This is a genomic window from Roseovarius aquimarinus, from assembly GCF_043661195.1.
Classification (GTDB): domain Bacteria; phylum Pseudomonadota; class Alphaproteobacteria; order Rhodobacterales; family Rhodobacteraceae; genus Roseovarius; species Roseovarius aquimarinus.
Genome location: NZ_JBIHMM010000002.1, coordinates 70,532 through 91,408 on the forward strand (window position 1 = coordinate 70,532; position 20,877 = coordinate 91,408).

Annotated in this window: 21 protein-coding genes and 1 tRNA gene; 6 read left to right on the top strand and 16 right to left on the bottom strand. The window is 65.8% G+C overall.

Annotated elements, in window-relative coordinates; all coding sequences use genetic code 11:
- Nucleotides 1–19: 19 nt before the first annotated feature.
- The 13 genes from rpoB to ACGRVM_RS07720 form a co-directional block, all read right to left on the bottom strand.
- Entirely contained in the window at nucleotides 20–4,168 is a 4,149-nt protein-coding gene (rpoB, locus tag ACGRVM_RS07660) for a DNA-directed RNA polymerase subunit beta (protein WP_377171216.1), read from the bottom strand.
- A 314-nt stretch (nucleotides 4,169–4,482) separates the two neighbouring features.
- Nucleotides 4,483–4,863, bottom strand: a complete 381-nt coding sequence (gene rplL / locus ACGRVM_RS07665) for a 50S ribosomal protein L7/L12 (protein WP_377171214.1) — start codon at nucleotides 4,861–4,863, stop codon at nucleotides 4,483–4,485.
- Between the two features lie 71 nt (nucleotides 4,864–4,934).
- Nucleotides 4,935–5,453, bottom strand: a complete 519-nt coding sequence (rplJ, locus tag ACGRVM_RS07670) for a 50S ribosomal protein L10 (RefSeq protein WP_377171211.1) — start codon at nucleotides 5,451–5,453, stop codon at nucleotides 4,935–4,937.
- A gap of 285 nt (nucleotides 5,454–5,738) precedes the next feature.
- Entirely contained in the window at nucleotides 5,739–6,224 is a 486-nt protein-coding gene (locus ACGRVM_RS07675; protein ID WP_377171209.1) for an adenylyltransferase/cytidyltransferase family protein, read from the bottom strand.
- Nucleotides 6,225–6,295: 71 nt separating this feature from the next.
- Nucleotides 6,296–6,820, bottom strand: coding sequence for a LicD family protein (locus ACGRVM_RS07680; RefSeq protein ID WP_377171207.1), 525 nt, complete (start codon nucleotides 6,818–6,820; stop codon nucleotides 6,296–6,298).
- Nucleotides 6,821–6,961: a hypothetical protein gene (locus ACGRVM_RS07685; protein WP_377171205.1), complete on the bottom strand. Its 141-nt coding sequence runs from the start codon at nucleotides 6,959–6,961 to the stop codon at nucleotides 6,821–6,823.
- Nucleotides 6,962–7,306: 345 nt separating this feature from the next.
- On the bottom strand, nucleotides 7,307–8,005 hold the full coding sequence (gene rplA / locus ACGRVM_RS07690; RefSeq protein WP_377171203.1) for a 50S ribosomal protein L1: 699 nt from the start codon (nucleotides 8,003–8,005) through the stop codon (nucleotides 7,307–7,309).
- Between the two features lies 1 nt (nucleotide 8,006).
- Nucleotides 8,007–8,432: a 50S ribosomal protein L11 gene (gene rplK / locus ACGRVM_RS07695; RefSeq protein WP_377171200.1), complete on the bottom strand. Its 426-nt coding sequence runs from the start codon at nucleotides 8,430–8,432 to the stop codon at nucleotides 8,007–8,009.
- Between the two features lie 155 nt (nucleotides 8,433–8,587).
- On the bottom strand, nucleotides 8,588–9,118 hold the full coding sequence (nusG, locus tag ACGRVM_RS07700) for a transcription termination/antitermination protein NusG (protein WP_377171198.1): 531 nt from the start codon (nucleotides 9,116–9,118) through the stop codon (nucleotides 8,588–8,590).
- Nucleotides 9,119–9,345: 227 nt separating this feature from the next.
- On the bottom strand, nucleotides 9,346–9,543 hold the full coding sequence (gene secE, locus ACGRVM_RS07705; protein ID WP_377171196.1) for a preprotein translocase subunit SecE: 198 nt from the start codon (nucleotides 9,541–9,543) through the stop codon (nucleotides 9,346–9,348).
- Between the two features lie 148 nt (nucleotides 9,544–9,691).
- Nucleotides 9,692–10,456 (bottom strand): hypothetical protein, encoded by a 765-nt coding sequence (locus ACGRVM_RS07710; RefSeq protein WP_377171194.1) that lies wholly within the window; start codon nucleotides 10,454–10,456, stop codon nucleotides 9,692–9,694.
- Between the two features lie 254 nt (nucleotides 10,457–10,710).
- Nucleotides 10,711–10,786: transfer RNA gene (locus tag ACGRVM_RS07715), tRNA-Trp, on the bottom strand.
- 97 nt (nucleotides 10,787–10,883) lie between these two features.
- Nucleotides 10,884–11,528 carry a hypothetical protein gene (locus ACGRVM_RS07720; RefSeq protein WP_377171192.1) on the bottom strand — a complete coding sequence of 215 codons (645 nt, stop codon included), beginning with the start codon at nucleotides 11,526–11,528 and terminating at the stop codon, nucleotides 10,884–10,886.
- A gap of 127 nt (nucleotides 11,529–11,655) precedes the next feature.
- Between ACGRVM_RS07720 and ACGRVM_RS07725 the strand changes: the two genes are divergently transcribed.
- Nucleotides 11,656–13,023 (top strand): cytochrome P450, encoded by a 1,368-nt coding sequence (locus ACGRVM_RS07725; protein ID WP_377171189.1) that lies wholly within the window; start codon nucleotides 11,656–11,658, stop codon nucleotides 13,021–13,023.
- A 108-nt stretch (nucleotides 13,024–13,131) separates the two neighbouring features.
- Nucleotides 13,132–13,485 (top strand): hypothetical protein, encoded by a 354-nt coding sequence (locus tag ACGRVM_RS07730; protein ID WP_377171187.1) that lies wholly within the window; start codon nucleotides 13,132–13,134, stop codon nucleotides 13,483–13,485.
- Between the two features lie 10 nt (nucleotides 13,486–13,495).
- Here the strand turns inward: ACGRVM_RS07730 and ACGRVM_RS07735 are convergent, their stop codons facing one another.
- The 3 genes from ACGRVM_RS07735 to parC form a co-directional block, all read right to left on the bottom strand.
- Nucleotides 13,496–14,629 (bottom strand): M48 family metallopeptidase, encoded by a 1,134-nt coding sequence (locus ACGRVM_RS07735; protein WP_377171185.1) that lies wholly within the window; start codon nucleotides 14,627–14,629, stop codon nucleotides 13,496–13,498.
- The gene (locus ACGRVM_RS07740) at nucleotides 14,629–15,813 is read right to left on the bottom strand and encodes a DUF898 family protein (RefSeq protein ID WP_377171183.1); all 1,185 of its coding nucleotides are present in this window, start codon (nucleotides 15,811–15,813) and stop codon (nucleotides 14,629–14,631) included. Before ACGRVM_RS07740 ends, ACGRVM_RS07735 begins: the two co-directional genes overlap by 1 nt.
- A gap of 105 nt (nucleotides 15,814–15,918) precedes the next feature.
- Nucleotides 15,919–18,249, bottom strand: a complete 2,331-nt coding sequence (parC, locus tag ACGRVM_RS07745; protein ID WP_377171181.1) for a DNA topoisomerase IV subunit A — start codon at nucleotides 18,247–18,249, stop codon at nucleotides 15,919–15,921.
- A 218-nt stretch (nucleotides 18,250–18,467) separates the two neighbouring features.
- On the opposite strand from parC, the gene ACGRVM_RS07750 reads away from it, so the two are divergent.
- From ACGRVM_RS07750 to ACGRVM_RS07765, 4 genes are all read left to right on the top strand, one after another.
- A complete protein-coding gene (locus ACGRVM_RS07750) occupies nucleotides 18,468–19,145 on the top strand; it encodes an SH3 domain-containing protein (RefSeq protein WP_377171179.1) in 678 nt (225 codons plus the stop codon).
- A gap of 1 nt (nucleotide 19,146) precedes the next feature.
- Nucleotides 19,147–19,995 (top strand): SDR family NAD(P)-dependent oxidoreductase, encoded by an 849-nt coding sequence (locus tag ACGRVM_RS07755; protein WP_377171177.1) that lies wholly within the window; start codon nucleotides 19,147–19,149, stop codon nucleotides 19,993–19,995.
- 93 nt (nucleotides 19,996–20,088) lie between these two features.
- The gene (locus ACGRVM_RS07760; protein ID WP_377171175.1) at nucleotides 20,089–20,301 is read left to right on the top strand and encodes a twin transmembrane helix small protein; all 213 of its coding nucleotides are present in this window, start codon (nucleotides 20,089–20,091) and stop codon (nucleotides 20,299–20,301) included.
- 2 nt (nucleotides 20,302–20,303) lie between these two features.
- Nucleotides 20,304–20,876 carry a cob(I)yrinic acid a,c-diamide adenosyltransferase gene (locus ACGRVM_RS07765; RefSeq protein ID WP_377171173.1) on the top strand — a complete coding sequence of 191 codons (573 nt, stop codon included), beginning with the start codon at nucleotides 20,304–20,306 and terminating at the stop codon, nucleotides 20,874–20,876.
- The last annotated feature ends 1 nt before the right edge of the window (nucleotide 20,877 follow it).

A 20,877-nucleotide genomic window follows, 5' to 3' on the forward strand; every position in this document is an offset into this window, starting at 1 on the left:
TCTTGGCAGATTTTTGCGCTTACTCTTCCCCCTCCGAATCCAGGAGTTCCATGTTGAGGCCCAGACCCCGGACCTCCTTGACCAGCACGTTGAACGATTCCGGCACGCCGGCCTCGAAGCTGTCTTCACCTTTGACGATCGACTCGTAGACCTTGGTCCGGCCTGCCACGTCGTCGGACTTGACCGTCAGCATCTCCTGCAGGGTGTAGGCGGCGCCGTAGGCTTCGAGCGCCCAGACCTCCATCTCACCGAAGCGCTGACCGCCGAACTGCGCCTTGCCGCCCAGCGGCTGCTGCGTGACGAGGCTGTAGGGGCCGGTCGAGCGTGCGTGGATCTTGTCGTCGACAAGGTGATGCAGCTTGAGCAGGTACTTGACGCCCACGGTGACGGGACGCGCGAACTGCTCGCCCGTGCGGCCGTCGAAGAGGATCGACTGGCCCGACGTGTCGAAGCCTGCACGGCTCAGCGCGTCGTTGACGTCATGCTCCTTCGCGCCGTCGAAGACCGGAGTCGCGATCGGAACACCGTTCGTCACGTTGCCCGCCGCCTCGATCAGCTGGTGCTCGTCCATGCCTTCGATGCCTTCGGCAAAGACCTCGTCGCCATAGGCGAGATGCATCGCCTCCTTGACCGGCGTCAGATCGCCGTCGCGGCGGTAGCTTTGCAGCGCCTCGTCGATCTTGATGCCGAAGCCGCGCGAGGCCCAGCCCATATGCGTCTCGAGGATCTGGCCCACGTTCATCCGGCTGGGAACGCCCAGCGGGTTGAGGCAGAAATCGACCGGCGTGCCGTCCGCGAGGAACGGCATGTCCTCCATCGGGACCACCTTGGAGATGACACCCTTGTTGCCGTGACGGCCGGCCATCTTGTCACCCGGCTGAAGCTTGCGCTTCACGGCGATGAAGACCTTGACCATCTTCATCACGCCCGGGGGCAGATCGTCGCCGCGGCGGACCTTCTCGACCTTGTCCTCGAAGCGCGCATCGAGGGCGCGTTTCTGCGCCTCGTATTGCGCGTTGAGCGCCTCCATGATCTGCGCGTCGGCCTCTTCCTTGAGCGCAAGCTGCCACCACTGGCCCTTGGTCAGGGACGACAGCAACTCCTCGGTGATCTCCGAATTCGACTTGACGCCCTTGGGGCCTTTGACGGCGGTCTTGCCAAGGATCATGTCGTGCAGACGGGCGTAGATGTTGCGATCGAGGATCGCCAGCTCGTCGTCACGGTCGCGCGCCAGACGCTCGACCTCTTCGCGCTCGATCTGAAGCGCGCGCTCGTCCTTCTCCACGCCGTGGCGGTTGAAGACGCGCACCTCGACGACCGTGCCGAAATCGCCCGGCTTGACGCGCAGGGACGTATCGCGCACGTCGCTCGCCTTCTCGCCGAAGATCGCGCGCAGCAGTTTTTCCTCGGGCGTCATCGGGCTTTCGCCCTTGGGCGTGATCTTGCCCACGAGAATGTCGCCCGGCTCCACGTCGGCGCCGATATAGACGATGCCCGCCTCGTCGAGGTTGCGCAGCGCCTCTTCACCCACGTTGGGAATGTCGCGGGTGATCTCTTCTGGCCCCAGTTTCGTGTCGCGCGCGGCGACTTCGAATTCCTCGATGTGGATCGAGGTGAAGACGTCGTCACGGCTGATGCGCTCGGAGATGAGGATCGAGTCCTCGTAGTTGTAGCCGTTCCAGGGCATGAAGGCGACGATGACGTTCCGGCCCACGGCCAGCTCGCCCATGTCGGTCGCCGGGCCGTCGGCGATGACTTCGCCCTTGCCCACGGTATCGCCCACCTTCACCAGCGGACGCTGGTTGATGCAGCTGTTCTGGTTCGAGCGCTGGAACTTGCGCAGACGGTAGATGTCGACGCCCGGATCGCCCGGCTCCATATCCTCGGTGGCGCGCACGACGATACGCTGCGCATCGACCTGGTCGATGACGCCCGCGCGCTTCGCCATGATCGCGGCGCCCGAGTCGCGGGCCACGACGCCCTCGATCCCGGTGCCGACCAGCGGCGCCTCGGCCTTGATGAGCGGCAGGGCCTGCCGCATCATGTTCGAGCCCATCAGCGCGCGGTTGGCGTCGTCGTTCTCGAGGAAGGGAATGAGCGATGCCGCGACCGAAACCAGCTGCTTGGGCGAGACGTCGATCAGATCGACCTGCTCGTTCGGCGCGAGCATGTAGTCGCCGGCCTGACGCGTGCTGACCAGATCGTTCACGAAGCGGCCGTTCTCGTCGAGATTGGCGTTCGCCTGCGCGACGGTGTGGCGCATCTCCTCGGTCGCGGACATGTACTGCACTTCGTCCGTGACCTGGCCGTCCTTCACCTTGCGGTAGGGCGTTTCGATGAAGCCGTACTTGTTCACCCGCGCGAAGGTGGCGAGCGAGTTGATCAGGCCGATATTCGGGCCTTCCGGCGTCTCGATGGGGCACATGCGGCCGTAATGCGTCGGGTGCACGTCGCGCACCTCGAAGCCCGCGCGCTCGCGCGTCAGGCCGCCCGGCCCGAGCGCCGAAAGACGGCGCTTGTGCGTCACTTCCGAGAGCGGGTTGGTCTGGTCCATGAACTGCGACAGCTGCGACGAGCCGAAGAACTCGCGCACGGCGGCGGCTGCCGGCTTGGCGTTGATGAGATCCTGCGGCATGACCGTGTCGATCTCGACCGAGGACATGCGCTCCTTGATGGCGCGCTCCATGCGCAGCAGGCCGACGCGGTACTGGTTCTCCATCAGCTCGCCGACCGAGCGCACTCGGCGGTTGCCGAGATGGTCGATGTCGTCGATATCGCCCTTGCCGTCGCGCAGCTCGACCAGCGCGCGGATGCAGGCCACGATATCCTCGCGGTCCAGCGTGCGCTGGGTGTCCGGCTTCTCGAGATCGAGGCGCATGTTCATCTTCACGCGGCCCACGGCCGAAAGGTCATAGCGCTCGCTGTCGAAGAAGAGCGTGTCGAAAAGGGCCGACGCGGCCTCCTCGGTGGGCGGCTCGCCCGGGCGCATCACGCGGTAGATATCCATGAGCGCGGTCTCGCGGCTCATGTTCTTGTCGGCGGCCATCGTGTTGCGGATGTAGGGGCCGACATTGATGTTGTCGATGTCGAGAACGGGGATCTCGGTGATCCCGGCATTCAGCAGATCCTGAAGCGTGCCGCCCGTGATCTCGCCGTCCTTGTCGCGCTCGAGCGTCAGCTCGTCGCCCGCCTCGACATAGATCGCGCCGGTTTCCTCGTTGATGATGTCCTTGGCCGCGAACTTGCCCACGATATGCTCGAAAGGAACCAGCAGCTCCTTGACGTTGCCCTCGTCGATCAGCTTCTTGACCGCGCGCGGGGTGACCTTCTTGCCGGCCTCCGCGATCACTTCGCCGGTGGCCGCGTCGACCAGATCATAGGTCGGACGGGTGCCGCGCACGCGTTCGGGGAAGAACTTGGTGACCCAGCCGCCGTTCTCCTTGCCCTTTTTCTTCAGCTTGAACTGGAGCGTGTCGTAATAGGCATCCATGATGCCTTCCTGGTCGAGACCCAGCGCATAGAGCAGCGTCGTGACCGGCAGCTTGCGGCGACGGTCGATGCGCGCGAAGACGATGTCCTTGGCGTCGAACTCGAAATCGAGCCACGAGCCGCGATAGGGGATGATCCGGCAGGCGAAGAGCAGCTTGCCCGAGCTGTGCGTCTTGCCCTTGTCGTGATCGAAGAACACGCCGGGGCTGCGGTGCATCTGGCTGACGATGACCCGCTCGGTGCCGTTGACCACGAAGGTGCCGTTGGGCGTCATCAGGGGCATGTCGCCCATGAACACGTCCTGTTCCTTGATGTCCTTGACCGACTTGGCGCCCGTGTCTTCGTCGATATCGAACACGATGAGGCGCAGCGTCACCTTCAGCGGCGCGCTGTAGGTCATGTCGCGCTGCATGCATTCTTCGACGTCGTATTTCGGCTTTTCCAGATCGTAGCTGACGAACTCGATCACGCTCGTCTCGTTGAAATCCGAGATCGGGAAGACGGACTGGAACACGCCCTTGATGCCTTCGCCGTCCATCGGCTGGGGCTGATCGCCCGAGCGCAGGAAGAGGTCATACGAGGATTTCTGAACCTCGATGAGGTTCGGCATTTCGAGGACTTCGCGGATTTTACCGAAGTATTTACGCAAACGCTTCTGGCCAAGGTAGGATTGAGCCATGTGTCTGGTCACCTTTCATTTCTCAACGGGTCGCGCGGGCTGTCGGGCCCCAGCCGCGCGGCCATCAGAGAGAGCGGGGGTGCGATCCATTCATGGCCATCGTCCCGAGTGACGGCCTCCCGATCGCACGAACCTCGCCTGAGATAGGCCCCCCGCCTCGCGTCGCAACGCACGGTGCCGGTATCGTGAACCGGCGGCGCGCTTCCGCATGAGGGCCTGTCCAAGACAGGTTCGGCTGGACCCGGAATTTCCGGGTCCAGCCTCGATCAAAGGGGTCGGGCGGCGCGCCGAGGCACCGGCCCATGCCCCTGCGATTACTTCAGTTCGATTTCCGCACCAGCGGCTTCGAGCTTTGCCTTGATGTCGTTGGCTTCGTCCTTGGAGACCTGCTCCTTGACGGCCTTGCCACCGGCTTCGACCAGGTCCTTGGCTTCTTTCAGGCCAAGACCGGTGATCGCGCGGACTTCCTTGATCACGTTGATCTTGGAGGCGCCTGCCGACTTCAGGATGACGTCGAATTCGGTCTGCTCTTCAGCAGCGCCGCCGGCGTCGCCACCTGCGGGACCGGCCATCATCACTGCGCCGCCTGCTGCGGGCTCGATGCCGTACTCGTCCTTCAGGATGGTTTTCAGTTCTTGTGCTTCGAGCAGGGTCAGACCAACGATCTCTTCTGCCAGTTTCTTCAGATCAGCCATTTTATCATGCTTTCCGTTTTAAGATGTGTTCCAACGCCAGGGCCTCGGCCCCAGCCGGATGACAAGTTGCGTCAGGCCGCTTCGGCCTTTTCCTCGATAGTCGAAAGGATGCTCGCGATGTTCGAAGCAGGTGCGCCAATCGCGCCGGCGATGTTCGAAGCGGGTGCGCCGATGCAGCTTGCGATCTGAGCGATGAGCTCGTCGCGCGAGGGCATTTTCGACACGGCTTCGACGCCGGAACGGTCAAGGGCCGTCTCACCCATTGCACCGCCGAGGATCTGGAACTTGGGGTTCCCCTTGGCGAAGTCCTCGGACACCTTGGCGGCCGCCACGGGATCCTCGGAATAGGTCAGAACGGTCATGCCCGTCAGGTAGCCTGCGATGGATGCGCAGGGCTTGCCGTCCAGGGCGATCTTGGCGAGCCTGTTCTTGGCAACGCGAACGGATGCGTCGGCCGCGCGTGCGCGCGCCCTCAGATCCTGCATTTCCGCAACTGTAAGACCGGTGTAGTGGGATACCACCACGACGCCAGAGCTTTCGAAGATCTGGCCGAGCTCGTCGACCACTTTCTCTTTCTGGGCTCTATCCACAGTTTCACTCCAAATTTGGGGGAAGTCCCCCGGCTCAGTTCAGCCAGGCAGGACTGCCTGGCATTTGGTCCTGTAAACGGGGCATCGATACAGCATCCGAAGCAGATGTTCGGCTGAAAATCTCAATTCCCGCCTCGGGCAGGATATTAAGGGCAAAAGCCCACCCACCGTCTTGGACGAAACGCAAAACAGGCATGGGACGAATCCCGCGCCTGCCCTGCTGCGTGAGCCTTTAGAGGACTGCCGCGCGAATGCCAACCCCCGCGGCCAGAATTTCTGCAAATTTCAGCCGCGCCGGCTGCGCCCGGCGGCCATCTGCCGGGGCGCGGCACGCGCGGCGGTGCCCGCGCGTCCCCGCTCCAGCATGAGCTGCTTGATCTCGGTGGTCGAGATGTTCTCGGTTCGGGGCAGATAGACGACCTCGCACAGGTCCGACAGATCGTCGAACTTGCCCGTCCAGTCGCTGCCCATCGCGAAGATGTCCGCCCCGTGCTCGACGATATCGGTGCGCTTTTGCTCCCAGCATTCCTCGGGGATCACCAGATCGACATGGCGGCAGGCCTCGAGGATCTCGACACGCGCATCGAAGGACATGACGCAGAGCTTGCCCTTGCTCGAGTTGAACGCGTCGGTCGAGCATCCGACGACGAGCCGGTCGCCCAGCTCGGCCAACCGCGACAGGAGCCGGACGTGACCCGCATGGAAAAGATCGAACGTGCCGTAGGTCAGCACGGTGCGAGGGCCCTTGCCGGGCGCGGCTCGGCGGATCATTTCAACCCCAGCCCGCAGGCCCTCAGGAACCGGTTGAAGCGCTTCTTGCGCTGCTTCCACGGAAAAACGAATTAAGGATCGGGCTTTTGCCAGCCGTCCCCGTAATTCACGGCCAGCATCTTTTCGGGATGCGCGGGGATCTTGAGCCCGGTGATCCTGCAGGTGCCGAGCGGCAGAAGATCGGCCTCGTCGAGCGTGCCGTAGGTATGCGGGTAGACATAGACCCTGCCCCGGTCGATCCAACCCGGAAAGACGTCGATCGTGGTCTGCCCGCCCGTCTTGAGCTGAACCTGCGCCATGTCGCGCTCCTTCGAGCTGTCCAGCATCCCCTGCGCCGCCATCTCCTCGCACATGCGCCGCCAGACGCGCCCCGCCTCTTCCTCGTTCTGCGCGTCGATCAGGACAGCGAGATCGACATCGTCGTCATGATCGATCAGCTTGCCGTCCCGCACCGCGCCCAGAAGCGTCCCGGAATTCAGGAAAACATGCGGCGAGAAGGCTTCGAGCGACGCGATGGCGTCGCCGACCTGGCTCCACACGGCCTCATGATCCGCGGTCTTGAACGCATCGGGCAGATAGGAATGCCCCAGCAGCACCTAGGCGCCCAGGCTTTCGAGAAGCATCGCCTCGAATGCGTCGAACGCCGCCTCGTTACCTTCCGCGATGCGCTGCGCGCGCAGGGAGTTCATGAAGATGCGGGTGCGCGCGGGCCGGATGCGCCCGGCGACTTGAAGCATGATCATCGCCTCGAGCTCGGCCGCGCTCCGCTCGCCGACGATCAGGGTCTTGAGCGTTGAAAGATGGGAGGCCGCATCGAAACCCGGCGTCGGCTATTTCAGCTCCGCCGCGGCGAGCGCATGGATATCGTCAACGGAAGGCGGCCCTGCCGAAAGGCGGGTGACTGCTGCTTGCATGCTCTGCTCCAATAACTTGCATCTGACGTGCAATGTTCTCGGGGCAGCATACCGGGCGCGCCGCAGTAATCAACGTTTTTCGCCGGGCGGCGCGGCCCACCCCCGAAAACGCGCCAGGCCCCGCGAGGGGGCCTGGCAATGAACTTCGCTATCGGACAGAGGCCGAAATCACTCGGTCGCGGCGTCGGCCACGTCGATGGTGACGCCCGGACCCATGGTCGAGGTCAGCGAGATGCGCTTCATGTAGGAGCCCTTGGCACCGGCCGGTTTGGCCTTCTGCACGGCGCTGATGAAGGCGCGGACGTTCTCGACCAGTTTCGCCTGATCGAAGGACGCCTTGCCGACGCCGGCATGGATGACGCCGGCCTTCTCGGCCTTGAACTGCACCTGGCCGCCCTTGGCGTCCTTGACAGCTTGGGCGACGTCCATCGTCACGGTGCCGATCTTGGGGTTCGGCATCAGGTTGCGCGGACCCAGGACCTTGCCCAGACGGCCCACGATGGGCATCATGTCGGGCGTGGCGATGCAGCGATCGAAATCGATCTTGCCGCTCTGCACGGTCTCCATCAGGTCTTCGGCACCGACGATGTCGGCCCCGGCCTTCTCGGCCTCCTCGGCCTTGGCGCCGCGGGCGAAGACGGCAACGCGGACGTCCTTGCCGGTGCCGTTGGGCAGGCCGACGACGCCGCGGACCATCTGGTCGGCGTGGCGCGGATCGACGCCGAGGTTCATCGCGATCTCGATGGTCTCGTCGAATTTCGCGGTGGCATTGGCCTTGACCAGCTTGACGGCGTCCTCGACGGTCAGATCGGTCTTGCCGGCGAATGCCTCACGAGCGGCGCGGGTGCGTTTTCCAAGTTTCGCCATCTTACTTCACCTCGATGCCCATGGAGCGTGCGCTGCCCACGATGATCTTCATCGCGGCTTCGACGTCGTTTGCGTTCAGGTCTTTCCACTTGGCTTCCGCGATCTCGCGCACCTGCTTGACGGTGACCGAGCCTGCAGTTTCGCGGCCGGGGGTCTTGCCGCCCGACGACAGCTTGGCCGCCTTCTTGAGATAGTAGGACGCCGGCGGCGTCTTGATTTCCATCTCGAAGGACTTGTCCTGGTAGTAGGTGATCACGGTCGGGCACGGTGCGCCCGGCTCCATGTCCTGCGTCTTGGCGTTGAACGCCTTGCAGAATTCCATGATGTTGATGCCGCGCTGACCCAGTGCGGGGCCGACGGGCGGGCTGGGATTGGCTTGCCCGGCTTTCACCTGCAGCTTCATCTTCCCGGCGAGTTTCTTGGCCATGAGGCCTCTCCTTCCATTTCAACAGGTTCGGGGCGCGCCCGCGAACCACTCGGGTTGTGTGGTCCGGTCCGGGTGCCGCGGCCCCCTCGCCTCCCACATGAAGCCCGGATCGCTCCGGGCGGCGGCGCCTTGGCAGGCACCGCATCGCGCAAGCCCTATTGCTTGGTGACTTGCGTGAATTCCAGCTCGACCGGGGTTTCCCGGCCGAAGATCGAGACCGACACCTTCAGGCGCTGATGCTCTTCGTCGACATTCTCGACCGATCCGTCGAAGCCCTCGAACGGGCCGTCATTAACCTTGACCTTCTCGCCGATCTCGAAGTGGATCAGCGTGCGCGGGCTTTCCTCGCCTTCCTGGACGCGGCCGAGGATCGCCTGAACCTCGGCGTCGCGCATCGGCATCGGGCGGCCCTGCGGGCCCAGAAAGCCCGTGACGCGGTTGATCGAGTTGATCATGTGATAGCCCTTGTCGGACATCTCCATGTGGACCAGCACGTAACCAGGCATGAAGCGGCGCTCGGCCGTCACCTTCTTGCCGCGGCGCACCTCGATCACTTCTTCGGTCGGGACCAGCACCTCGTCGATATCGTCCTCGAGATTGTTCTCGACGATGGACGTTCTGATCTGCTCGGCGATCTTCTTCTCGAAATTCGACAGAACGCTCACCGAATACCACCGCTTTGCCATGCTGAGCCTGTCTCCGTCTCGTCCGGCGCGTGGGCCGGAATTACCTTGCTGTCCCCACCCGGCACGGAGCCGAGGCGTCGGACGTTTTCAAAACAAAATCGGCGCGGGGCTCGAATCGCCGCGCGCCACATTGCAGAATTGTGGTGGCAATTACCCGGCCTGCGGCGTGGATTCAAGGGGCCTTGGCCGAATTGCACCCACCCGCGCGGCGCAGCTGCGGCGCCGCCTTACCCGACGAGCGTGAAAATGCCCTCGAGCCCGCTGCGGATGCCCAGATCGACGAGCGCGAAGAAGACCGCGGTGAGCGCGGCCATGATGAAGACCATCACCGTGGTCAGCAGCACTTCGCGGCGCGTCGGCCAGACGACCTTGGCGACCTCTGCGCGAACCTGCTGAACAAACTGAAGCGGATTGGTGCGTGCCATGCGCTGCCTTCTTTTGCTGGGTCGGCCCGCGCAGGGATGCGCGGGTGTTGCGGCGGGGCATACTCGGCAGGGCCGCCGAATTCAAGTGCGCATAGCGGCGCATCCGGCAAAGACGCGCCGCCGTGATGCAGATCGGCCCCGCGGGAGGTCAGCCGCGCGCGGCCTCATCGCGCAGCCGGTCGAAAGGATCGGCGGCGTCCCGGTCGTGATCGACGCCCAGCGCCTCGCGGCTGAAATCGGCCATGTAGAGGCCCGTCGTCCAGCGCTCGGGCAACGCGTCGAGCACATTGTCGATGCGCATCGCCAGCGCGTCGAGCCGGCGGCGCATCCGCTCGGCCCGGGCGGGGCTGCGCGCATGGCGCCAGCGATAGACGCGCACGAGCGCGTTCGACACCGTGTCGCTGCTGAGCGCGAGAACGCCGGCAAGGCAGAGCGTCAGCGCGATGCAGAGGGCGAGAAACACCTCGAAGGGCCGGAACCAGATCACCGCGAGGACGCCGAGCGCGGCGAGCGCCTGGCGGGCGCGGCGGGGAATGGCGGGCACGGTCGGCAGCGCCGGCAGCCTGAAACGGGCGGCGGCGCGCAGATCCTCGACCGGCTGCGGCGCGGTCTGCGGCTCGGCGCCGTAGCGCGCCCGCGTCTCGCCCAGACGCGCCTCGGCGGCCTCGCGCTCGCGCGCAGCGCGGCGCGCCTGCCGCCCGGCATGGCCGCTCAACTCTTCCTGAGAGGCGATCGGCGGCAGCGAGTCGCGCGCCGCGTATTTGCGATCCTCGGCGAGCGTACGCGCGATCACATGGTCGATCTCTTCATCGGTCAGCTTCGTGCCGTGCGATTGCAGCGGCTTGAGGCGCAGACCCGGCCTTATCGCATGAATCGGTACATGCGGTGTCGTCAAATCATCGGAATATGCCATGGCAGCATGACCCTATACTTCGCGCCCCCACGCGAATCCGGACCCGCAAAGTAGCTGCGCGGAGACCCGAATTGGCCCTGTCTAGGGCGCAATTCTGGCAAAAATGTGGCAAGCGTGTTCAAATCATGTCGAAAAAGCACGAAGGGCATCTTCGGAGCGCGAAAACGCACTTTGGATAGCTTTTCGGCCCGCAGACACGAAAACACCGGCCCGCAAGACGCCCGGCGATTCTGTTCAGGTGATTTCAAGGATGGTGGCAGGGGCAGCAGGGTTCGAACCCGCGACCTACGGTTTTGGAGACCGTCGCTCTACCAGCTGAGCTATACCCCTATGTCCGAGCGACGGATTACGCGAGCGCCGCACGGGAATCAAGCCATCAATCGCGCTGACGGGGCGGAAATCCCATCGGCGCGGATGGCGCGCGGTGTCAGCCCTCCTCGGGTAGTTCCGCATCGGCCTCGGCGGCCTCGGATGCCGCCTTGGCGGCCTTGGCCTCCGCGCGGGCCTCGGCGCGCAGCCGCCGGTCCGCCTCGGTGCCGCCGAACCAGTCTTCCTGATATTTCTGGCGCACCATCCAGTTCTGGATCAGCTTGGCCGCATTGCGGCTCAGATTGCGCATCTGGTCTTCCTTGGACTGCGTCAGCCCGGAGCCGAGCATCGTCTCGCCCGAGAAGGATTCGATCACCGTGATCTGCTCGGGCTTTTCATTGAGCTTTTTGCCGGCAGCATCGTCCCACACCGTCGCATTGAGGATGAGCGCCGATTTCGGCGAGGCGACCAGCGGCACGCCGGGAACGGCGAGGACGTAGCCCTCGATCGAGATGCCGATATGATAGAGCTTGTCGCCCTCGTAGCGGCTGAACCGCTCGTCGATCGCGGATGTCATCGCCGCGATCCACTCCTCGTCCGAGGCATCGCGCGAGGCCGGACCCTTGGTGATGTTGGGCGTCACGACGACATTATGTCCCAGCGCGAAATCGCCCAGCGGCGCCGGAGCCTCGTCCAGATCGTTCGGATTGGTGCAGGCGGCGACCGAGATCACGAGACAGACAAGGGCGATGATGCGGTGCATGGGCGGCGGTCCTCGGCAGGCGAAAGAAAAACGTCTTCGCGCTGCGATACCGCAGACGCCCCCGCTGCGCAACGAAATGCGCCCCCGCGCGATTGCCGGGCGCGCGGGGACCGCTAGGTTGCAGATCATGACACACCCCGCCGCCCCGCTTCCCGCCCTGCCCGTCCGCGTGCCGCTCGTCACCGAGCCGATCGGCATTCTCGGCAGTCTCAAGGCCGCGCGGCGGAACGTGCTGAGCATCATCCCCGATATCGCGACGCGCCAGCCGATGGTGTCCGGGCGCACGGGCAAGCGCTGGCACATGGTGATGGACCCCGGCGCGCTGCGCCGCGTGCTGCTCGAGAACGAGGCGAATTATCCCAAGTCTCTCGTCACCAAGAACCTGCTGCGCCCCGCCATCGGCCAGAGCATGTTCATCGCCGAGGGCGCCGAATGGCGCTGGCAGCGCCGCGCGGCGGCGCCCGTCTTCTCGCATCGCAACGTGATGAACCTCGCGCCCATCATGACGGCGGCGGCGGAGCGCAGCGCCGGGCGTATCGCCGAGGCGGGCCCCCGCGCCGTGGACGTCGCCGCCGACATGGTGCGCACCACGTTCGACGTGATCGCCGATGTCACCTTCTCGGGCGATGGCAGCTTCGACAGCGCGGGCGTGCATCACGCGATCGACGCCTATATCGCTGAGGCAGGCAAAATCTCGCTTTTCGACATTCTCGGCCTGCCGGATTGGGTGCCGCGCCCCGCGCGGGTCATCTCGGGCAGTGCGATGCGCGACATGAAGCGAGTGGCCGACGATGCGGTCGAGGCGCGCCGTGCGCGCGGCCCCGAAGGCGTGCCGGACCTGCTCGATCTGCTGCTCGAGGGCGAGGATCCCGAAACGAAGCGCCGCATGAACACCGCCGAGCTACGCGACAACCTGCTGACGTTCATCGTCGCGGGGCACGAGACGACGGCGCTCACGCTCGCGTGGTCGCTCTATCTCTGCGCCTTCGATCCACGCGTGCAGGACAAGGCGCGCGAGGAGGTGCGGCGCGTCTGCGGCGAGGGTCCGGTGACGGGCGCGCATGTGGCCGATCTGACCTATATCCGCATGATCGCGGACGAGGCGCTGCGCCTCTATCCGCCCGCCGCGATGGTCTCGCGGAGCGCGCGCGCGGATGACACGCTCTGCGGGCGCAAGATCCATGCGGGCGATACGGTCATCATTCCGATCTACGCGCTCCACCGCCATCACCAGCTCTGGGACGATCCCGACGCGTTCCGCCCCGAGCGTTTCGAGACGCGCAAGGAGATCGAGCGCTACAGCTATTTGCCCTTCGGGGACGGGCCGCGCATCTGCATCGGCGCGAGCTTCGCGCTCCAAGAGGCGGTCATCATTCTCGCCACGCTGCTCGGCCGGTTCCGCTTCACGCCGGTCACCGGGCGCGATCCATCGCCGGTCATGATCCTGACGCTCCGCCCCGAGGGCGGCGTGTGGCTCACCGCCGAGCCGGCCTGACGGGCGGCGGTTTCACGCGCAGGCCCCCTCCGGCGCCGCTCAACTCCATTGCAACGAAGGCCGCCGCTCTATCTAGTCGGGTTTGGAGACACCCAAGGAGTGAGCCGAATGACCATCACGACGACGATCCGGGCGGCGCTGGCCGCGAGCGCACTGGCACTGACAAGCGGCGCCGCGTTCGCCGCATCGAGCCCCGAAGAGCTGCGCGAGGCGCTGGTCGGGAACACCTTCATGGGCGATATGGGTGGCGGCGGGTATGCCAGCTATTTCGCCGAGGACGGCACCTATCTCGACGCGACCGGCGGCGGCACATACGAGATCACCGACGAGGGCGTCTGCTATCCCGGCACCGATTTCGGCTGTTATGAGGCGCAAATCGACGGCGATCAGCTCGAGTGGTTCCAGAACGGCGAGAGCGCCGGGACCGGGATCATCAAGCAGGGCAACACGCTCGAGCAGTGACGCGCCCGCGTCACTCGCAAATGGCGCGAAGCGCGCGCCACTCCGCATCCGTCAGGATCGGGGTGGTCTCGCCCTGGCTTTGCGCGAAGCGCTCGGCCCGTTCGGCGCGCTCCGTGCTCACCGGGTGCGACGCGAGATACCCCGGCAGCGCATCGCGCACCGGGCTTTCCATCGCGGCGATCTGATCGAAGAATTCGGCCATGCCCCGGCTGCTGACGCCCGCATTGTCCAGAAGATCGAGCGCGAAGAGATCCGCCGCCGCTTCGGCCTCGCGCGTGTAGCTCGCCTGCAGGACCTGCTCGCCGAGAAACACCGCCGCGGCCCCGCCCGTCACATCGCCCATCACCATCGACAAGAGCCCTGCCGAGCCTGCCGCGCGCAGCGCGAGGCGCGTCGCGTCGCGCGCCTCGACATGCCCTATCTCGTGGGCCAGCACGGCCGCGACGGCATCGGGCCCGCTCGCCTCGTCGAGAAGGCCGCGCATCAGCACCACATGCCCGCCGGGCGCGGCGAAGGCGTTGACCATCTCGTGATCCAGCACCTTGACTTCAAGCTCATAGGCGAGGTCCGCACCCTCGCTCAGGCGCGCAGTCATGCGCTCGAGCGCCGCGCGCCCCTCGGGCGCCTCGCAATCGAGCGCGCCCATGTCGGCTGCGCCCAGCGCCATCTCGATCTGCCCGACCACCGCGCGCCCGAAGGCGATCTCGCGCTCGACGGGCAGAAGACCGGCCAGCGTGTCGGCCATGCGCGGCAGGATCACGAAGAGCATCACGGCCACAGCGGCGACCGCGAGCCCCACGCGCTTGACGAGCCGCGCGGTCGCGCGCGGCCTGCGCTCGCGCCGCATGAGCCGGGGGCAGCGGGCCTTGAGCGCTGCGATCATCTCGGCATCGCGGATCACGAGGCGCTTGGGCGAGAGCGGCATGGCGTCGCGCGTGTTCTCGGGCTGGTGCAGCGTCAGCACGATCTGCCCCGACACGCGCTGGCCCGGCAGCGCGCGTAGCCGGGCCAGCGGCCAGTCTTCATGCCCGCCGCCCGCCCCGCCCAGAAGCGTGAGCGCGCGCCCGTCTTCGGAGAGCATGACGCGCAGATCGCGCCGGGCGGCGGAGGTCCCGTCATAAAAGCGCGCGGGCACCGGTAGCATCAGAACGCCCCTCCGATATCGAGCGCGTCGGCGAACCCTTCGGCATCGGTGTCGCCATCCGCGCCGCGCTGGCGAATGCCGCCCAGCGCGCCCGCGCCGCTGAGGCTGCACCGCGTCGTGACATGACGCAGCACCGGCTGCGCCACGCAGATGAGGTAGAGCGCCGAGGAAATCGCCATCGCCAGAAGATAGGCCAGCACCGTCGGTACGATGAGCGCGCGCAGCGGCACCGTCTCGCTGAAGGCCAGCGCGGCGGGCACGAGGCCGAGCAGCGCGAAGGCGAGGCCCGTGCCCATGGAGACGAGCAGCGTGCCGCCCACGATCTGCCACAGGATGCTCCATGTCTCGGGCGCGGCGTCGAAGCCGATCTCGGCATCCTTGAGCGTGAGGTGGCGCGCGAGATAGGCGAAACTGTTCACGCGGTAGCTGAGCAGCCCCACGATCATCCAGACCGCGCCCAGCGCGGCCCAGAGACCGGCCATGACATAGATCTCGAGCGTCCCGAAGATCACGCCCAGCGCCACCAGCCCGCCTCCGATGAAGAGATGCTTCATCGCCGGGTAAAGCTCCTGCCAGCGGCCGCCCTGATGGAAGGCCGCATCGCCAAACCAGCTGCGGTCCGCCTTGTATTTCTCGAGATGGAAGGTCATGCGCGGCCACAGAAGGCCAAGGCTGAGCAGCGTCACCGTCCAATGGCCCATCGCGCGCCAGACATAGCCCCAGGCGCCCGGCAGCACCCCGAAGCGCACACCGCGCCACCGCGTGCGGGCCATCTGATAGCGCCGCGCGCGATATTGCGCGAAAAAGATGAGCGGCAGCACCGCCAGCGTCGTCGCGCCGAGCGCGCCGAACTGCGCGAAGGCCTGCGCCGGTGTCTCGGCGGCCCCGAAAAGCGTGAGACCGAAATAGAAGAGGATCATCTGCACGGCGCCCAGATAGATCGCGAGCACCACGAGGGCCGCCAGAAAGCCCAGAAATTTCTCGAGCCCGGTGCCGGTATACTCGAACGCATCCCCATCGGCGGCGACGCAGGACCAGATATGGCGCCGGATGCGCGTCTTGGCCCAGAAGCGGTAGATCCCCAGCGTCAGCGCGGTAAGCATCGCGGTGCGCACCGCGAGCCAGAAGAGCGGCGCCGCGGTGCCATGGTATTCCCCCGCCAGTCTGCCCGGCTCACCCGTCATCTCGCCGCCTTTTCGCCTTGGCCGATCCGCCCGCGCGGACGGGCGCAGTATCACAGGCCGCGCGCGGCTGTCCAGCCGCCGCTGCCGGCCGCCGGCAAAGCGCGATCAGTTGAACTTGTTGTCGCGCGGGAAGCCGCGCGGCGCCATGCGGCCCGATCCCGCGCGTTTCGCCATCCACTCGTCCAGCGCCGTCTCCGTGCGTGTGCGTCCAGCCGGATCGCGCCAGCTCAGACCGCTTTCGAGGCTGAAGGTGGTGGCATCGCTCAGCCCGCCATCCTTGTACTTTTGCAACCGAACGCCCTTGCCTTTCCCCATTTCCGGAAGTTCAGACAATGGAAAAATCAACACTTTACGGTTTTCGCCCACCACGGCGACATGATCGCCGACGACGGGCTTCGACAGCATCGCACGGGCCGGCGCGCGCACGTTCAGCACCTGCTTGCCGCTGCGCGTCTGCGCCACGACCTCCTCCTCCGGCACGACGAACCCGTCGCCCGCCGACGAGGCGAGCAGCAGCTTGCGCCCCGGCTGGTGGATCAGGATATCCACGATCTCCGCCTCGTTCGGCAGATCGACCATCAGGCGCAGGGGCTCGCCCATGCCGCGCCCGCCGGGCAGGCTCGCGGCGGGCACGGTGTAGAAGCGCCCGTTGCTACCGAAGACCAGCAGCCGGTCCGTCGTCTCGGCGTGGAAGAGGAAACGCGGCCCGTCGCCATCCTTGAACTTCAGCTCGCGCGTCAGGTCGATATGCCCGGTCATGGCGCGGATCCAGCCCATCTGGCTGCACACGACCGTGATCGGCTCGCGCTCGATCATCGCCTCGAGCGGCACGTCCTCGACCTCGCCCGCCTCGGCGAACTGGGTGCGGCGTGCTCCGCCCTCGTAGGTCTTGCCGAAGGTTTTCTTGACCTCGCGCAATTGGTCGGTGATCGCGTCCCATTGCAGCTCGGGCCGCTCGAGCAGGTCTTCGAGGCCCGCGCGCTCCTCCATGAGGGCGCTCTGCTCGTTCAGCAGCTCGATCTCTTCGAGACGGCGCAGGCTGCGCAGGCGCATGTTGAGGATCGATTCGGCCTGAAGATCGCTCAGCCCGTCTTCGCCCGTCTCGGGCGGCGAGACGTAATCGGCCTCGCTTGTCGCGCGGATGAACTCGCGGCCCCAATCCTCGCGCATCAGCGCCGCCTTGGGCGCGTCGTCATACCGGATGATGTCGATCACGCGGTCGAGATTGAGGAAGGCGACGATCAGGCCCTCCAGCACCTCGAGCCGGTGGTCGATCTTCTCCATCCGGTGCAGCGAGCGGCGCTGGAGCACCTCGCGCCGGAAATCGAGGAAGGCGCGCAGCACCTCCTTCATAGAGCACACCTTGGGTGTGACGCCGTCGATCAGCACGTTCATGTTGAGCGAAAACCGCACCTCGAGATCCGAGTTGCGATACATCATGCCCATCAACACCTCGGGCGCGACATTCTTGCTGCGCGGCTCGAGGATGATGCGCACGTCGTCGGCGCTCTCGTCGCGCACATCGGCGAGGATCGGGATCTTCTTGAGCTGAATGATCTCGGCGATCTTCTCGATCAGGCGCGATTTCGGCACCTGGTAGGGGATTTCGGTGATCACGATCTGCCATTGGCCGCGGCCCAGATCCTCGATCTCCCATTTGCAGCGCAGCCGAAAGCTGCCGCGCCCGGTGCGATAGGCCTGCGCGATGCTCTCGGGCGGCTCTACGATGACGCCACCGGTCGGAAAATCGGGGCCGGGCACGTAGTTCAGCAGCGTGTCGTCGCGCGCGTCCGGCACCTTGATGAGATGAAGGCAGGCGTCGATCAGCTCGGCGATGTTGTGGGGCGGGATATTCGTCGCCATGCCCACGGCGATCCCCGAGGAGCCGTTGGCCAGAAGGTTCGGAAAGCTCGCCGGCAGCACGACCGGCTCGGTCAGGGTGCCGTCGTAATTGTCGCGGAAGTCGACCGCATTCTCGCCCAGCCCCTCGAGGAGCGCCTCGGCGGCGGCGGTCATGCGCGCCTCGGTGTAACGCGCTGCGGCAGGGTTGTCCCCGTCGATATTGCCGAAATTGCCCTGCCCGTCGACCAGCGGATAGCGCACCGCGAAATCCTGCGCGAGGCGGGCCATCGCGTCATAGATCGCGGCATCGCCATGCGGGTGATAGTTGCCCATCACGTCGCCCGAAATCTTGGCGGACTTCCGGAAGCCCCCTGTGGAACTCAGACGCAGCTCGCGCATTGCATAGAGGATCCGGCGATGCACGGGCTTGAGCCCGTCACGCGCGTCCGGCAGCGCACGGTGCATGATCGTGCTGAGCGCATAGGTCAGATACCTATCGCCGATGGCGCGGCGCAGCGGCTCGGAGGGTTGCGGGTCCGCGGCCGGGGGCAGATCGCCGCCGGGTGCGCCAGGTTCTTTGATGTCATCGCTCATGAGCGCGGTGATAGCCGTGGCGCGTTTGCACGTAAAGCGCCTCTCGCGCGCCGATGAGGTCTTTTGACGTTCTGGCGCCGGGGCGAATCGTGTAAAGTGCCGAAATTCGCGTCGGCGGCTGCCTGCCGACCGTTTGGTGCAGAGCCCTTCGGCTTTCCGGGATCGGCGGTCCGCCGCCTCCGGGCATGCACCGTAAATTGCAATGGGGGTTGCAAGTCATGTGGCGTTTCATCTTGGTCAGCTTCGGCTTTCTCGGCCTTGCCTTCTACGAGGCCAGCGGCGGCTCCGACTACGCGCCCGCGTCCAATTCCTTGCAGGTCGCGATGGCCGGCAAGCCGCTCTTCGCACCCCCGCTGGATCTCGATGCACCTGTCGCTTTGGCCGCGGCGGACGACGCGCCAGCCCCGAAGCCGCGGATGGACGGCGTGGACGAGCCCGCCCCCAAGCGCACGGCGCGCACCGAAATGCGGGGCGCCGAGCGTCAGGAGCCGGTCGTTTTCGCGGGTCTTTCGGGCATCTCGCAGGACCAGCTCGGCGGCTTCGGGATCACACTCGCGTCGGTCACGCGGCCCCTGAGCGGCGGCGACGCCGCGCCGCAAGGCGGGATCGAGAGCATCGGCAGCTTCAACGCCGAGACGCTCGTCTCCGATGTGCAGGACGTGCCGATCGAGAATGCCGTGGTCTCCACGCGCGGCAGCGCCGATATCCGCGAAGTCGCCGGTGACGTCGCCAACATGCGCAGCGGTCCCGGCACCGAATACGGGCGCGTCGATCAGCTCACGCGCGGCACCAGTGTCGAGGTTCTGGGCCGCCAGGGCGCTTGGGTGGAGCTGCGCGACATCGAGACGGGCCAGACCGGTTGGATGGCCGATTGGCTCGTGACGGCGGCCAATTGATTTGACCCAAGACAGCAGTGGCGCCAAGCGCAGAATTCTCATCACCGGCTGCTCGTCCGGCATCGGATATGACGCGGCCCACGGGATGCGCGCACGCGGCTGGCACGTCTTCGCTTCCTGCCGGAAACAGGAGGATTGCGACCGGCTCCGCGCCGAGGGCTTCGACAGCCCGCGCATCGACTATGCCGACGAGGCCAGCATCGAGAGCGGTCTTGCCGAGGTGCTGGACGCCACGCAAGGTCGGCTCGACGCGCTTTTCAACAACGGCGCCTATGCCTGCCCCGGTCTTGTCGAGGATCTGCCCACCGGCGCGTTGCGCGAGATTTTCGAGACCAATCTTTTCGGCTGGCACGATCTGACGCGCCGCGTGATTCCTGTCATGCGCGCGCAGGGCGCGGGCCGGATCGTGCAGAATTCCTCGGTCCTCGGCCTCGTGACGCTGCCTTGGCGCGGCGCCTACAATTCGACCAAATTCGCGGTCGAGGGCCTGACCGACACGATGCGGATCGAGCTGCGCGGCACCGGCATCCACGTCTGCCTGATCGAGCCGGGGCCCGTCACCTCACGGATCCGTCAGAACTCCATTCCCCATTTCGAGCGCTGGATCGACTGGCAGAACGCGGCCCGCGTCGAGGATTACCGCGCCGGGCTTCAAAAGCGGCTCTATGCCGATACCGGCCCCGACACGTTCGAGCTGCCCGCCTCCGCCGTGACCAAGAAACTCGTTCACGCCGTCGAGGCCCGCCGCCCGCGCGCGCGCTATCCGGTGACGGTACCGACCCATGCGATGGGCCTCGCGCGGCGCCTGCTGCCCACGCGTGCGCTCGACTGGATCCTGTCGCGCGCCTGAGCCGATCGCCTGCACCGAATTCTTGGGCAAATTCCCTTTCGCCTTGTCGCGCATCCGGTCTACATGGCGGGCAAACCGCTCGAGGAGGCTTCCATGCTCAAAGACCCGCTCTTCCTGATCGCCGCCGCCGCCTGTATCGGCGTCGCCATCATCCTCGCCCTCGGCATCAGCACGTTCGGCAAGGAAGGCGCGGAGAACGGCAAGCGCGCGAACAAGTTCATGCGCTGGCGCATCTATGCCCAGTTCGGCGCGGTCGCCCTGATCCTGCTCTTCGTCACCCTTCACCAGCAATTCGGAGGCCAATGATCATGGTCGTTCTCAACAAGATCTACACCCGCACCGGCGACAAGGGCGACACCGCGCTCGGCGATGGCAGCCGCATGGCCAAGCATTCGGCCCGCGTGACCGCCTACGGCACCGTGGACGAGTTGAACGCGACCGTGGGCATGGCCCGCCTTCACGCCACCGCCGAGACCGACGAGGCGCTGGCCCGCATCCAGAACGATCTCTTCGATCTCGGTGCGGATCTCTGCACGCCGAACATGGAAAAGGACGCCGAGGCCGAATATCCGCCGCTGCGCATGGCCCCGGCCCAGGTCGAGCGGCTCGAGGCCGAAATCGATGCGATGACTGATATTCTGGAGCCGCTGCGCAGCTTCATCCTTCCGGGCGGCACCGCGCTCGCCGCGCATCTGCACCTGTGCCGCACCACCTGCCGCCGGGCCGAGCGTCTGACGACCGTTCTCGCCGAGGAGGAGGCGGTGAACCTCGCCGCGCTCCATTATCTCAACCGCCTCAGCGACTGGTTCTTCGTCGCCGGCCGGATGGCCAACAACGCCGGCAAGGACGATGTGCTCTGGGTGCCGGGGGCCAACCGCTAAA

Coding starts and splice junctions, on each gene's coding strand:
- ACGRVM_RS07720 (WP_377171192.1), bottom strand. CDS start 11,528: ATGCACCGCATCATCGCCCTTGTCTGTCTCGTGATCTCGGTCGCCGCC.
- ACGRVM_RS07685 (WP_377171205.1), bottom strand. CDS start 6,961: ATGCTTCAAGTCGCCGGGCGCATCCGGCCCGCGCGCACCCGCATCTTC.
- ACGRVM_RS07725 (WP_377171189.1), top strand. CDS start 11,656: ATGACACACCCCGCCGCCCCGCTTCCCGCCCTGCCCGTCCGCGTGCCG.
- nusG (WP_377171198.1), bottom strand. CDS start 9,118: ATGGCAAAGCGGTGGTATTCGGTGAGCGTTCTGTCGAATTTCGAGAAG.
- ACGRVM_RS07675 (WP_377171209.1), bottom strand. CDS start 6,224: ATGATCCGCCGAGCCGCGCCCGGCAAGGGCCCTCGCACCGTGCTGACC.
- rplL (WP_377171214.1), bottom strand. CDS start 4,863: ATGGCTGATCTGAAGAAACTGGCAGAAGAGATCGTTGGTCTGACCCTG.
- rplA (WP_377171203.1), bottom strand. CDS start 8,005: ATGGCGAAACTTGGAAAACGCACCCGCGCCGCTCGTGAGGCATTCGCC.
- parC (WP_377171181.1), bottom strand. CDS start 18,249: ATGAGCGATGACATCAAAGAACCTGGCGCACCCGGCGGCGATCTGCCC.
- ACGRVM_RS07750 (WP_377171179.1), top strand. CDS start 18,468: ATGTGGCGTTTCATCTTGGTCAGCTTCGGCTTTCTCGGCCTTGCCTTC.
- ACGRVM_RS07740 (WP_377171183.1), bottom strand. CDS start 15,813: ATGACGGGTGAGCCGGGCAGACTGGCGGGGGAATACCATGGCACCGCG.
- ACGRVM_RS07765 (WP_377171173.1), top strand. CDS start 20,304: ATGGTCGTTCTCAACAAGATCTACACCCGCACCGGCGACAAGGGCGAC.
- ACGRVM_RS07730 (WP_377171187.1), top strand. CDS start 13,132: ATGACCATCACGACGACGATCCGGGCGGCGCTGGCCGCGAGCGCACTG.
- rpoB (WP_377171216.1), bottom strand. CDS start 4,168: ATGGCTCAATCCTACCTTGGCCAGAAGCGTTTGCGTAAATACTTCGGT.
- ACGRVM_RS07735 (WP_377171185.1), bottom strand. CDS start 14,629: ATGCTACCGGTGCCCGCGCGCTTTTATGACGGGACCTCCGCCGCCCGG.
- ACGRVM_RS07710 (WP_377171194.1), bottom strand. CDS start 10,456: ATGGCATATTCCGATGATTTGACGACACCGCATGTACCGATTCATGCG.
- secE (WP_377171196.1), bottom strand. CDS start 9,543: ATGGCACGCACCAATCCGCTTCAGTTTGTTCAGCAGGTTCGCGCAGAG.
- ACGRVM_RS07760 (WP_377171175.1), top strand. CDS start 20,089: ATGCTCAAAGACCCGCTCTTCCTGATCGCCGCCGCCGCCTGTATCGGC.
- rplK (WP_377171200.1), bottom strand. CDS start 8,432: ATGGCCAAGAAACTCGCCGGGAAGATGAAGCTGCAGGTGAAAGCCGGG.